At 58.1% G+C, this 12,847-nt stretch carries 13 protein-coding genes; 2 read left to right on the top strand and 11 right to left on the bottom strand.

The genetic code is table 11. The features are described 5' to 3' along the window. Positions 1-678 carry a ferredoxin gene (locus LCM21_RS19805; protein WP_224892114.1) on the top strand — a complete coding sequence of 226 codons (678 nt, stop codon included), beginning with the start codon at positions 1-3 and terminating at the stop codon, positions 676-678. Continuing rightward, the gene (locus LCM21_RS19800) at positions 675-1,172 is read left to right on the top strand and encodes a SixA phosphatase family protein (protein WP_224892113.1); all 498 of its coding nucleotides are present in this window, start codon (positions 675-677) and stop codon (positions 1,170-1,172) included. The genes LCM21_RS19805 and LCM21_RS19800 overlap by 4 nt, the downstream gene beginning before the upstream one ends. Before the next feature lie 46 nt (positions 1,173-1,218). On the opposite strand, the gene LCM21_RS19795 is transcribed toward LCM21_RS19800, so the two are convergent. The 11 genes from LCM21_RS19795 to rplQ all read right to left on the bottom strand — a co-directional run bounded on the left by LCM21_RS19795 (position 1,219) and on the right by rplQ (position 12,741). Continuing rightward, positions 1,219-2,010 (bottom strand): amino acid ABC transporter ATP-binding protein, encoded by a 792-nt coding sequence (locus tag LCM21_RS19795; RefSeq protein ID WP_068340703.1) that lies wholly within the window; start codon positions 2,008-2,010, stop codon positions 1,219-1,221. A 12-nt stretch (positions 2,011-2,022) separates the two neighbouring features. After that, positions 2,023-3,321, bottom strand: coding sequence for an amino acid ABC transporter permease (locus tag LCM21_RS19790; RefSeq protein ID WP_224892112.1), 1,299 nt, complete (start codon positions 3,319-3,321; stop codon positions 2,023-2,025). A gap of 3 nt (positions 3,322-3,324) precedes the next feature. Then, the gene (locus LCM21_RS19785) at positions 3,325-4,557 is read right to left on the bottom strand and encodes an amino acid ABC transporter permease (RefSeq protein WP_224892111.1); all 1,233 of its coding nucleotides are present in this window, start codon (positions 4,555-4,557) and stop codon (positions 3,325-3,327) included. 124 nt (positions 4,558-4,681) lie between these two features. Then, the gene (locus tag LCM21_RS19780) at positions 4,682-5,698 is read right to left on the bottom strand and encodes an amino acid ABC transporter substrate-binding protein (RefSeq protein ID WP_224892110.1); all 1,017 of its coding nucleotides are present in this window, start codon (positions 5,696-5,698) and stop codon (positions 4,682-4,684) included. 208 nt (positions 5,699-5,906) lie between these two features. Then, entirely contained in the window at positions 5,907-6,614 is a 708-nt protein-coding gene (locus tag LCM21_RS19775; protein WP_224892109.1) for an ATP12 family chaperone protein, read from the bottom strand. 4 nt (positions 6,615-6,618) lie between these two features. Continuing rightward, a complete protein-coding gene (locus LCM21_RS19770) occupies positions 6,619-7,290 on the bottom strand; it encodes an HAD-IA family hydrolase (protein WP_224892108.1) in 672 nt (223 codons plus the stop codon). Beyond that, positions 7,287-8,330 carry an RluA family pseudouridine synthase gene (locus tag LCM21_RS19765; protein ID WP_224892107.1) on the bottom strand — a complete coding sequence of 348 codons (1,044 nt, stop codon included), beginning with the start codon at positions 8,328-8,330 and terminating at the stop codon, positions 7,287-7,289. The genes LCM21_RS19770 and LCM21_RS19765 overlap by 4 nt, the downstream gene beginning before the upstream one ends. 107 nt (positions 8,331-8,437) lie before the next feature. Beyond that, positions 8,438-9,244 (bottom strand): crotonase/enoyl-CoA hydratase family protein, encoded by an 807-nt coding sequence (locus LCM21_RS19760; protein WP_224892106.1) that lies wholly within the window; start codon positions 9,242-9,244, stop codon positions 8,438-8,440. A gap of 76 nt (positions 9,245-9,320) precedes the next feature. Further along, complete coding sequence (locus LCM21_RS19755) at positions 9,321-10,631, bottom strand: replication-associated recombination protein A (RefSeq protein ID WP_224892105.1); 1,311 nt, start codon at positions 10,629-10,631, stop codon at positions 9,321-9,323. A 4-nt stretch (positions 10,632-10,635) separates the two neighbouring features. Continuing rightward, positions 10,636-12,021: a trypsin-like peptidase domain-containing protein gene (locus LCM21_RS19750; RefSeq protein ID WP_224892104.1), complete on the bottom strand. Its 1,386-nt coding sequence runs from the start codon at positions 12,019-12,021 to the stop codon at positions 10,636-10,638. Positions 12,022-12,318: 297 nt separating this feature from the next. Continuing rightward, the gene (gene rplQ / locus LCM21_RS19745) at positions 12,319-12,741 is read right to left on the bottom strand and encodes a 50S ribosomal protein L17 (protein ID WP_224892103.1); all 423 of its coding nucleotides are present in this window, start codon (positions 12,739-12,741) and stop codon (positions 12,319-12,321) included. Positions 12,742-12,847 lie beyond the last annotated feature (106 nt).

Genomic DNA, 12,847 nt, shown 5'->3' with positions numbered 1-12,847 from the left:
ATGACCGGCCCAAACCCGACCTCCTCTTCCATTGCCTACGACCATGTGGAACAGGCTATACAGACCGTCGGCCTGATCGTCATGGGTGCGCTACATCCACGGCTGACAGGGGCAAAGCAACTGGAAGGCGGGACCTTGATCCTGCTGGGTGCAGGGCGGGCGTTTTGGCCAAAGCTGAAATCCGCGCCTGAATGGCTGAGCGCACACCCCGTAGACAGGTGGTCGTCGCGTGTCATCGGTGAATTGGCGCGCGATCTCGGGGCCGAGGCGCATTTTCCGTTCGGCGGCCCACCCTACGCCCCGTTTATCGATTGGGCGCTGAAATCTGGCCGTACATTTAGTAGCCCCGTAGGCGCACTGGTGCACGACACGGTAGGTATGATGATTTCCTTCCGGGGCGCGCTGCATTTTGCCGAGGAGTTTTCAATTCCCCAAGTGACCGGTATTTCTCCGTGTGTGACCTGCGCGGCTCCATGCGCCCAAGCCTGTCCGGTGGGCGCACTGAACAACCACAGTTTTTATGACGTGGGCGCTTGCCACAGTCATCTGAGCACGGTCGAAGGCCAGACCTGCATGACCGGCGGTTGCCTTGCGCGGCTGTCCTGCCCGCTAAGCAAGAATGCAGGGCGCGATCCGGAACAATCCGCCCACCACATGAGAGCTTTCCACCCGTCATGACACGCATGCTGATCCTGACCCGTCACGCAAAATCCAGCTGGGGTGATCTGTCCCTGGACGATCATGACCGCCCACTGAACAAACGGGGGCGCAAGTCGGCCCCGGCGATTGCCGCGTGGCTGCGTGCTAACAACTGGTTGCCTGACGAGGTGCTGAGTTCAACCTCGGCCCGCACACACGAAACTTGGGATCTAATGAAACTGCGGGCGGAAAAGGTAAGCTTTCACCGCACACTCTATCACGCCGATCCCGAAGACATTTTACACGAGCTGTCCGGTGCCACGGGCAAAACCGTGCTTCTGCTGGGTCACAATCCGGGTATCGGTGCTTTTGCCAACCGTATCGTCCGGCAAAAGCCGGATCATCCCCGGTTTCTTGATTACCCGACCTGCGCAACGACCGTGATCCGGTTCGATACGACCGACTGGGCCAAGGTGCGCTGGAAAAGCGGTGCGGTGCAGGGATTTGTCATTCCGCGCGAGCTTTTGGGATGAAAAAAGGCGGGGCAAAACCCCGCCTTCTTTTCTAATCTTACCGGAATTAGTGGCCCAGAATCTGGCTCAGGAACAGCTTGGTCCGTTCGCTTTGCGGGTTGTTGAAGAACTCTTCCGGTTCATTCTGCTCCACGATCTGACCCGCGTCCATAAAGATCACGCGGTTAGCGACCTGACGGGCAAAACCCATCTCATGCGTCACACAGAGCATTGTCATGCCTTCCTCGGCCAGTTCGATCATGGTGTCGAGCACCTCTTTGATCATCTCTGGGTCAAGCGCCGATGTGGGTTCATCGAACAGCATGATCCGCGGCATCATACACAGAGAGCGGGCAATCGCCACACGCTGCTGCTGACCGCCCGAAAGCTGGCCGGGATATTTGTCCGCCTGTTCAGGGATTTTCACCTTTTCCAAGAAATGCATCGCGCGCTCTTCGGCCTCTTTCTTGGGCGTCTTACGCACCCAGATCGGGGCCAGCGTGCAGTTCTCCAGAATGGTCAGATGCGGGAACAGGTTGAAGTGCTGGAACACCATGCCAACCTCGGACCGGATTTTATCGATGTTTTTCAGGTCATTCGACAACTCGGTCCCATCCACAACGATTCTGCCCTGCTGGTGTTCCTCCAGCGCGTTTAAGCAGCGGATCAGGGTGGATTTGCCCGAACCTGACGGCCCGGCAATAACAATCCGCTCGCCTTGGTTCACGGTCAGATTGATATCACGCAGAACGTGGAAAGACCCGTACCACTTGTTCATACCGTTGATTTCGATGGCGACCTCGTCGCTCACCTGCATTTTGGAGCGGTCGATTTCGCGGTCAATTGCAAGTTCAGACATGTGTTGAACTCCTTAACGATGATCTGTGGCAAGGCGACGCTCGAGCCACTGAGAATATTGAGAGATGCCGTAGCAGACGACGAAGAACAGAAGCGCGGCAAAGCCCAGAAGCTCCCAATAGACGCCGTTCCATTGGGTCGATGCCAGGATCGGCCCGCGGATCATGCCCACGAGGTCAAACATGGAGATAACCGAAACCAGCGTGGTGTCCTTGAACAGGCCCACGGCCACGTTCACGATACCGGGGATCGAAATCTTCAACGCCTGCGGCAGAATGATCAGCTGCATCGCCTGCGGGTAATCAAGACCCAGACTGTCTGCTGCCTCGTATTGCCCACGCGGAAGGGCTGCGAGACCACCACGGATCACCTCGGCGATATAGGCGGCCGAGAACATGGTGATCATGATCACAACCCGCAGGAACAGGTCGACCGTGCTGTCAGGCGGGAAGAAATACGCCAGCATCACCGAGGCCACGAACAGTAGCGTGATAAGAGGCACGCCACGGATAAACTCGATGAAGATGACGCAAACCCACTTGATCAGCGGCATGTTCGATTGGCGACCCAAAGCAAGAGCGATCCCAAGCGGCACCGACAAAGATACACAGGTCACACCCAGCATCATGTTCAGCATGAAACCGCCAAGATCGCGGCTGGGAACCGCCGTGAGCCAAGCGTTGTCTGACGCGCCTTCCGGTATCAGGGCTCCGCCGACGTTCCAGATGACCAGCGCAGTCACGATGGCCCCAAAAAACCCGGCGGCAAAGCTGTTGCTGCCCAGTTTCCGGAAAACCAACGAGGCCCCCACACAGCCGATCAGCGCGACCAGCGGCACAAGGATGGTGCCACCCCATATCAACCAGAAAGCCAAGAAGGGATAGACTGCCGTGAACAGAAGCATCTTACGCGGCAGATCAAAGAAAAGCACCGGCGCAAAAGCCACCAACATCAGTACAAAAGCCAGATTTGGCCGCCAGTAGGCCTCCTCGGGGTATTTGAACCCGTAGATCAGTTGCGGCCACCGCTCGGTCAGAACCGCAAAACACGCACCGGTCTTACCGGCGAGAATCTCGCGGCATTCGGACAGAGAGTTTGCTTGCCACACACCGTTGAGGATCCATGGCATCGTGTTCTTTACAAGCACGTAGATCAGCAGCAGCGACAACACGGTCAGAACGGTGTTGGTAACGCCCGAGAACAAATTCTCACGCAACCACTTGACGATGCCCGTTTCATTTGCAGGCGGTGGCGCTGGTGGGATGGTGCCCTCGGCCACGAAAGCGATAGGGTTGGTTGTTTGATCACTCATGGCTTAGCGCTCCTTCAACTTAACGGAGGCATTGTAGATGTTCATCCCCATCGAAATCAGCAGCGACGCCGTAAGGTAGAACAACATCAACAACAGAACGCATTCGATCGCGCGGCCTGTCTGGTTCAGTGTGATACCGCCCAATGTTGCGGTGATATCCGCATATCCAACGGCAATCGCCAGCGACGAGTTCTTGGTGATGTTCAGGTACTGCGAAATCAGCGGTGGGATGATAACCCGCAAAGCTTGGGGCAGGATCACAAGGTTCATGATGCGTCCCTGACGCAAGCCCAGCGCGGCCGCAGCTTCGGTCTGTCCCTTGCTGATTGCCTGAATACCAGCCCGAACGTTTTCGGCGATGAAGGCACCGGTATAGATCGACAGAGCGAACCAAAGCGCGATCAGCGGACCACCGACCTTGATACCGCCGCTGAAGTTAAAGCCCTGCAATGCTGGAACATCCCACGTCAGGCCCATCAAGAACATCAGGATGACAAAAGGGGCCAGCCAAACCGCAAGTTTCACAAGCGTGGTTTTAGGCCGTACACCTGTTAGTTCCTGTGTTTTCGTCGCGCGTTTCTCAATCTCTCTGGAGGCAAACCACGAACCAACCAAAACCACCAGAACCAGAAGCCAGTTCAGGAAGGTTACGCCGAACAGTCCGTTGGTAAACTCCGGACGCGGAATGTACACGCCGCGATTGGTGAACGCGAACAGATCCAGCACCATGCTGGACGCCGGATCCTCGCCCCGAAAGGCGCGCGGGCTGGGCAAAACGGCGGTCATGATGAAGAAGATAATGAGGATCCAGATCAACACCGGGATGTTCCGGAAAATCTCGACATAGATCGCCATCAATTTGGATACGAGCCAGTTTTTCGACAGGCGCAGAACACCCGCGATAACGCCAAAAACCGTGGCTGTGATACACGCAAGAAACGCCACCAAAAGCGTGTTCAGCAAACCAACGATAGCAGCGCGTGCATGCGAAGACTGGCTGTCATATTCAACCAGACGCTGGTTAATGTCGTATCCGGCTGGGTCGCCAAGAAACTCGTAAGAGATGTTGAGCCCGGCGGCCCGAAGGTTCTGGATCAGGTTGTTCCCAAGATACCAGATGGAAAGCGCAATAACGATTGCCGCGATCACTTGAAAGGTAAGAGACCGATAGCGGGTATCGTTTATAAGCATCGACAACCGAAAATCGGCTTTCGGCGGATCTGTCATGGTCGACATATTGTGGAGTCCCCGTGCATTTCGGGTGCTTTATGTCCGGCGAGGTTTTCCCCGCTCTTGCGACACCCGTAGCATTCTGATTTGAAAAAGGGCGCAGGTTACCCAGCGCCCTTTTCCGTGGATTTTAGCGGAACGGTGGCGAGTACAGCAGGCCGCCGTCAGTCCACTGTGCGTTCAGGCCGCGTGCCAGACCGATCGGCGTTTCCTCACCGATGTTCTTGGCAAACACTTCGCCGTAGTTACCACCGGCTTTGATCGCGCGCTGCGCCCATGTTGCGTCCAGACCCAGCATCTCACCCAGGGTGCCTTCGGACCCCAGCAGGCGGTTTACTTCGGGATTGTCGGTACCGGCCGCCATCTCGTCGATATTCGCCGAGGTCACGCCCAGTTCTTCTGCTGCAATCAGTGCGTTCAACGTCCAGCGAACCACATCGCCCCACTCGTTGTCGCCGTGACGGACCAGCGGGCCCAGCGGCTCTTTCGAGATGATTTCAGGCAGAATCACGTGATCGCCCGAGTTTTCAAACGTTGCGCGCGTGGCCGCAAGGCCGGATGCGTCGGTCGTGTAAACGTCACAGGCACCAGCCAGATACTGCTGCTGCGCTTCGGCGTTGGTTTCGATCGGAACCGGCTCGTAGCTCATGTTGTTGATGCGGAAGAAATCCGCCAGGTTGAGCTCGGTCGTGGTGCCGGTCTGGATGCAGACGGTCGCACCGTCCAGTTCCTTGGCCGAGCTCACGCCCAGAGCCTTGGGAACCATGAAACCCTGACCGTCATAGTAGTTGATGCCGACGAATTCGAATTTCAGATCGACGTCACGGCTGAAAGTCCAGGTGGTGTTACGGGCCAGCATGTCAATCTCACCCGAAGCCAGCGCGGTAAAGCGTGTTTTACCGGTAGTTGGAATGAACTCAACAGCCATCGGATCGTCCAGGACGGCGGCTGCGACTGCGCGGCAGACAGCCACGTCAAAGCCCTGCCACTCGCCGTTGGCATCAGGGCTGGCAAAGCCGGGTACACCGGTTGCAACGCCGCAGTTCAGCTTGCCGCGTGCTTTGACATCGTCGGCGGTCCCTGCCGCAGCTGCGCCAGCAGCCAAGCCGGCGATCGTTGCCACGCACAAGATTACGGATTTTTTCATTTTTACCTCTTCCTGATTTGCCGCCCCGGTCCAGGGACGGTTCTGTCCAGCACCTTTGGCGCCGGAAAGGTTTCCCCAAAGGTGTCTCCCCTTTAGTGGGCATGAGTTTGGGCGTAATCATAAACAAACGTCAAGGGCCGGATCAGGGAAAACGATGAGTCATCTCAAAGATGACTCGCCCGACGTTGGAAAATTGGGCTTTGTGGGATCAAACCGAGATGTCAAAGAACTTTTTGGCGTGCAAAAACGCAGTCCTTTTTGTTTCTGAAACAGCGTGCGCCTCGTCATCATGGCCCCATTGTTCAATCTGCCAAAGCTCGTCGAGCCGGGAAATTTGCCAGATTTCTTCCGCGGTACGCCAGTTTTGGGCCGCAGCGAACCCAAGGATCAGCGACCCAGACAGGCTGACAAGATCGTGAAAGGCAGCCAGCTGGAAATTGTTAAGTTCATGAACACGCTGCCTTAGCGGGGTCAGCGCCGTTTCAGATTGCGGCTGATGAAGCACACCGACCACGGGCCGCAACCGTGCCGAAAGCATGTCAGACGCCCAGTCAAGGGCCGGGTCCCACTGTTCGGCCTGACGCTCTTGCAACTCTTGCGGGTGCGTTGCGCGGTAGCACAGCAAATCCGAATCGCCATAGTCGGCAAGCATATCCGCAACTTCGGCGTGTTGGTGGCGCACCTTGTCGATCGCGGCATTTGCCGACCGTGTGAACGGCATCGCTGTCGGGTCAATCACATCTTGCTGAGCGTCCCATTCCGCAGCGACCTCTTCCGCCATGGAACGCGTCGGTAGGATCAAGGCAGCCTTGGCCGGGGTTTTGACACGGCGACCGTCCAGCTCGACGGTGTAGCCTCCTTCGGCGTCGACCACCGCACTCTCGGTCCAAAATCGTTTCGGCTTCCAGTCGCTCATGCCTTCAGGTCCAAATTGCGTCCAGCGTCCCTTGCAGCTGGTCAAAGGTTTCAATTACACAGGTTGCCCCGTCCAGCGCTAACCTGTCGTGGTAGCCCCATGTCACGCCGACGCTCGGGACTCCCGCCGCGCGCGCCATGTCCATATCGAACCTGGTGTCTCCGACCATCACCGTGTTGGCTACACCCACCCCTGTTTCACCGCGCGCCGTGTCGATCATCGAAGGATGCGGCTTGGACGGATGATGGTCCGCGACCTGTCGGGTCACAAAATAGCGCTCTAACCCATGTGCCTCAATCAAAGCATCCAGCCCGCGCTGCGATTTTCCAGTCGCCACGCCCAACAGAATTTCGGGGACAGCATGCAATGCCTCAATGGTATCGCGCGCACCGGGGTAGAGCGGTGAACTGGCGGCACCCTGTTCAAGCCGCTGCGCGTGATAGGCCTGTTTATAGCCCTCTACAAGCCGCCGCTGATCGGCATCCGTACACTCGGGCACCAAGCGCGCCATGGCGTTGGGCAAGGACAGCCCCACGATGGACAAGATCGCCTCTCGTTCAGGGACCGGCAGCGACAACGCATCGAAACTGGCGGTCATCGCCGCCACGATACTGCCCTGACTGTCGACCAGCGTGCCATCGACATCGAACAGCACCAAACGCAAAGGTGCGCTCATTGCAGGTCCTCAAACGGATCGTCGGCCGCCAGATCCTCAGTCCATCCGAAGGTGTCCCAGCTTTGTTTCATATGGTCTGGCAGTGGTGCCGTGACGGTGATGGTCTTGCGGGTTACCGGATGCTGGAACGACGCTTGCCGGGCGTGCAGGTGCAGCTTCTTGCTGATGATCCCGCCAAGTTGCGCGCCCCAGCCATCGCCAAGATTCTCTTGCCCCGATCCACCGTATTTCCCGTCACCGATGATCGGATGTCCGATCGCTGCCATATGCGCCCGCAACTGATGTGTGCGGCCCGTGATCGGCTCCATCGCCACCCACGAGGCGCGCCCTGCCACCCGATACAATGTTGCATAGAGTGTGTGCGCCCGTTTCGCGCCCGGCGTGTCGTTGATTTCGTTCAGATGCACGGCGATCATCTTTTCGCCCTCACCTTGCTTACCGTGACCCGAGGCCTTGACCAACCCGGTCTTGATCTCACCTAGGTATGGCGTCGGCACCCCGGCCACCAGCGCCCAGTAGATCTTGCGCGTGTCGCGATGTCGGAAAGCTGCGGTTAACCCCTTGGCGGCATCGCGCGTACGCGCCATCAGCAGAACGCCCGAGGTGTCCTTGTCCAATCGATGCACGAGGCGGGGGTTCTCATCATATCCAAAGCGCAGAGCCTCGGACAGGCTGTCCACATGGCGCGTCTGGCCGCTGCCGCCCTGCACCGGCAGACCATGCGGTTTATTCAGCGCCAACACATGATCATCGCGGTAGATCACGCAGGACTGAATCATTTTAGCATCGACCTCTGACACAGCCTTTTTGACCTCGGCGGGCTTGTGATCGGCGTCAGGCAATGGCGGCACGCGTACGACCTGACCAGCCTCAAGCCGGGTCGAGGCCTTGACGCGACTACCTTCAACCCGCAACTCGCCCTTGCGGCACATCTTTTCGATGCGACCCTGACTGACATGGGGAAACAGACGGCGCAGCCAGCGGTCAACCCGCTGGTCGCCATCACCTTTTTCCACGGTGATCATCTGTACGCCGCTCATGCCGATATCTCCTGCGCCGCACGGACCATCCGCGCGACCAACCAGTCTGTAAGTACCCAAGAAAACATGCGCGTCTGTGGCGCGCAAAGGGTCAAGAGTCAAGGCGGTCAGATGTTCGTGAAATCCCCGTGCCGACCGGCCCCATCGCGGAAACGACCCGCCCCGGCCGTGCCTTCGCGGCGGATCGCCTCAAGACCATTGGCCCATTCGACCTTGAGCGCATCCCGTACCGGCATACCGCGTGTCTCGATGATCGACCGGCGATCGGCCCGTACAGCCGCTTGCGGGAAACGGGCAATTTCACGGGCCATAGACTCGGCAACCGCCCGAGCCTCACCATACGGTACAACCCTTTCGGCCAGACCGATGCGATAGCATTCCTCTGCCTCGACCTTGCGCCCGGTCAGGGCGATCTCAAGCGCCTTGCCCTGTCCGACAAGCCGCGGCAAGCGAATCGTGCCGCCATCCATCAGTGTAATCCCCCAGCGGCGGCAATAAACGCCCAGATACGCCGTTTCCGCCATCACACGAATATCGCACCACAGGGCAAGCTCCATACCGCCCGCCACAGCGGCACCTTCAATTGCCCCGATCACCGGTTTGGACAACTCCAAACGAGACGGCCCCATCGGACCAAGCGTCGAGGGCGCAGACCCGATCGGGAAAGCATGTTTTTCAAAATAGGCCTCGCCCAGCTCTCTGTCTGCAAGAGTGGCCGCCAGTTTCAAATCCCAACCGGCACAAAAATTACCACCCTTGCCCCAGAATACGGCAACCTTGGCCGGGCTATGTTCAAACTCCAGAAATGCGGCGACCAGTGCTTTGGCGTGTTCTGTGTCTACAGCGTTGCGGGCTTGCGGACGGTCATGGACGATGGTCCAGACATCTTCGGTTTTTTCGATTGAGACAGTCATGCGGTTCCTCCCTCGGGTACTCAGGCCCCAAAGGAAACGCGTTTTGCCTCACCAGTCGCCCATTACGCGGCGGAACTTAGTTGTTACGCTGCGCGCGCAGCTTGGCAAAGTAGTCCAGTCGTTTTTTCAACTCACGCTCAAATCCGCGTTCGACCGGTTGGTAGAGCTCGGGTCGTTCCATCCCGTCCGGAAAAAAGTTCTGACCCGAAAACCCATCTTCGGCATCATGATCATACGAATAGCCCGCGCCATATCCCTGATCCTTCATCAACGAGGTCGGCGCATTCAGGATATGCTTTGGCGGCGGCTCGCTGCCCGACTGTTTGGCTAGCCGCATCGCTGCCTTGTACCCCACGTACCCACCGTTCGATTTCGGGGCCAGTGCCAGATAAACAAGCGCCTGCGCCAGAGCGAGCTCACCCTCGGGGCTGCCAAGCCGCTCATAGGTTTGCCATGACTGCAGGCAGATCGCCTGTGCTTGCGGATCGGCCAGACCTATATCCTCAACCGCCATCCGGGTGATACGGCGCGCCAGATACCTTGGGTCCTCGCCCCCCGTCAGCATTCTTGCAAACCAGTACAGGGCGGCATCCGGATCAGACCCCCGTACTGATTTGTGAAGGGCTGAGATAAGGTTGTAATGCTCATCGCCGGATTTGTCGTATTTCGCCGCCCTGCGCATCAGTCGTGTCGACAGCGCGTCCGGGTCGAGGGCCGCATCGACCTTCCAGGCCGCGATCTGTTCAATCAGGTTCAAAAGCGCCCGCCCGTCGCCATCCGCCATTTCCTGCAGTGCCTCGCGGGCAGGGCCAGTCAATGGCAATGCGCGATCGAGCTCTTTCTCTGCCCGCTGCGTCAGGCGTTCCAGATCAGCAAGGCTTAGACGTTCCAGCACCAGAACCTGCGCCCGGCTGAGCAGCGCCGCGTTTAGCTCAAAAGACGGGTTTTCCGTCGTTGCCCCAACCAGCAGGATCGTCCCATCCTCCATATGCGGCAAGAACCCATCCTGCTGAGCTTTGTTAAAGCGGTGGATTTCATCCACGAACAAAAGCGTCCCCTGCCCGTTCTGCCGGCGAACCCTGGCCGCCTCGAACACTTTCTTCAGGTCGGGTACACCTGTGAAAATGGCGCTGATCTGGACGAAATGCAGATCGGTTTCCTGCGCCAGCAGCCGCGCGATAGTGGTTTTACCGACGCCCGGAGGCCCCCAGAACACCAGACTGGACAAACTGCCCGAAGCCAGCATCACCCCAAGCGGCGCGTCTGGACCCAATACCTGCTCTTGTCCGATTACCTCGGACAGCGACTTGGGTCGCAACCGGTCAGCCAGCGGGCGATGGGCGGAAGATGTAGGCTCGGTCGCCCCGGTATCGAACAGATCACCCAAGGTTCTACAGCCGGAACCGCAGGGAAACGGAACGGCCCCCGCGCAGAAGATCAAAGACCAACCGACGACCGGGGTTGGTCAGCGCATCCACCACATCGCGGGGGCTTTCAACTTGTACGCCGTTGATACTGCTGATCACATCACCCACACGTAGGCCCGACCGGCCGCCATAGCGGCCAGCATCCACCACAACAACGCCGGTCTGCGACAAAAGCAGCCCCATCTGGGCAATCACCGCCGGATTGATGCGCGCGACCGTCAGGCCCGGCATCACTGTCCGATCATCCAGCGCGGTTTCCTCAGCTGGTGGGGTCTCAGGTGCTTTGATCAAGGCAACCTCAACATCGGCTTGTTCATCACCGCGCAGACGGGTCACGACCGAGGTGCCACCAACCCCTGCCACGGACATTCGAAACTTCATCTCGGCGGGCGAGTTCACCTCATCCCCGTCTACATGGGTAACTACGTCACCCACCTGCAGACCCGCATCAGCCAAAGGGCTAAGCGGATGAAGGTCGGAAATTACCACGCCCTGCGGCATAACCAGACCTAATGATTCCGCGATATCAGCACTCATGTGCTGGCCGGCCATCCCAGCCCATGGGCTGACGAAACTGTCATTGCCCTGCTGCGCTTGTCGCAGAAACTCTGCCACCAGGTTCGCCGGAATGGCAAAACCGATCCCGTTAGAGCCACCAGAACGTGTCAGGATAGCGGTATTGATTCCAATCAGGTCGCCGTTCACGTCGATCAAGGCCCCGCCGGAGTTTCCCGGATTAATGGCCGCATCAGTCTGAATAAAGTAGCCGCGCGCATTCCCCGTGGCTGCGCCTGTTCGGGCAAGTCCTGAAATGATACCGGACGATACAGTCTGCCCAACCCCAAACGGGTTGCCAATGGCCAGCGCCAGTTCACCCACCTCAACATGGTCCGAGTCGCGCAGTTGCAGGAATGGCAGGTCTTTGGCCCCGTCCAACCTGAGAATGGCGATATCGCTTTCCTTATCCCCCAGCACCACTTGCGCCGAATACTCTCTGCGATCTGTCGTCACCACGCGAATCTCGGTGGCTGATCCTACCACGTGGTAATTGGACACCACGTAGCCATCGGCGGACAGGATCACACCCGATCCAAGCGAATTCTGAACCCGCGGGCGCGGCTCGCCAAAACCCCCGCCAAAGAAATCTTCAAAAAACGGGTCCGAGAAGAAGGGGTTCGCCCGGCCCCTCCTGACAATCTTGGCATAGATGTTGACGACCGCCGGCGACGCCTGTTTGACCACCGGCGCAAATCCTATGCTGATTTCGGCCTGCGATTGCGGAACACGGGTGTCAGCAGACGCCATGGAAGCGCAGGCAAACAAGAAAGCGATAAGTGTCGTGCGGAACATAGTGACCTCAACCTACAGAGTTGTGATGGATATGCGCGTCCGCGAAACGTAATGCAAGCATAGGGAGGGCGTTCGACACAGCGGCAATGTTGGCCGTGTGTGTTTTTTTTAGCACCATCAGACTATGAGGTTTGGTGGTGTCAGGGGTCCGGTCGACATAACATTTGAAAGAAGACGCTAGTCCACAACACAGTCGCTTACGACGGGATGTATCGATCAAACATGCGTCCTTCTCCGCGGAAAAGAAAAAGCCCCGCGTTGGAAACGCGGGGCCTGATCTGGAAAGCTTCGGCTTTCTTATTCTTCGTCTGCGGCCTCTTCGGCGGCAACTCGGGCTTTATCAGCCGCGCCTTTGGCGTCGACGTCACGATCAACAAATTCGATGATCGCCATCGGAGCCATGTCGCCATAGCGGAAGCCAGCTTTCATGATGCGGACGTAACCACCCTTACGTTCGGCATAGCGGGGACCCAGAACTTCGAACAGCTTGGCGACGTCTTTGTCTTCCTTAAGCTGTGCCGCGGCCTGACGGCGGGCGTGCAGGTCGCCGCGCTTGCCAAGGGTGACCAGCTTTTCGATGATCGGGCGCAGTTCTTTTGCCTTGGGCAGAGTTGTTTTGATTTGCTCATGTTCGATGAGCGAGCCGGCCATGTTTGCAAACAGAGCCTTACGGTGCTCATGAGTACGGTTCAGGCGGCGGTAACCACGTGCGTGACGCATTTTCTAATTCCTTCTTTCGCGTTTTGCTTTGTCTGGCCGGCGATGCGTGTCACCGGCTCTCCTTGGGGCGGAAGTGCCCATACAGTCCCCGGATAGTCCCAATTCG

This window comes from Ruegeria profundi (genome assembly GCF_020171505.1).
In the GTDB taxonomy this organism is placed as follows: Bacteria; Pseudomonadota; Alphaproteobacteria; order Rhodobacterales; family Rhodobacteraceae; genus Ruegeria; species Ruegeria profundi.
This window is presented reverse-complemented; position numbering and strand designations above follow the sequence as displayed.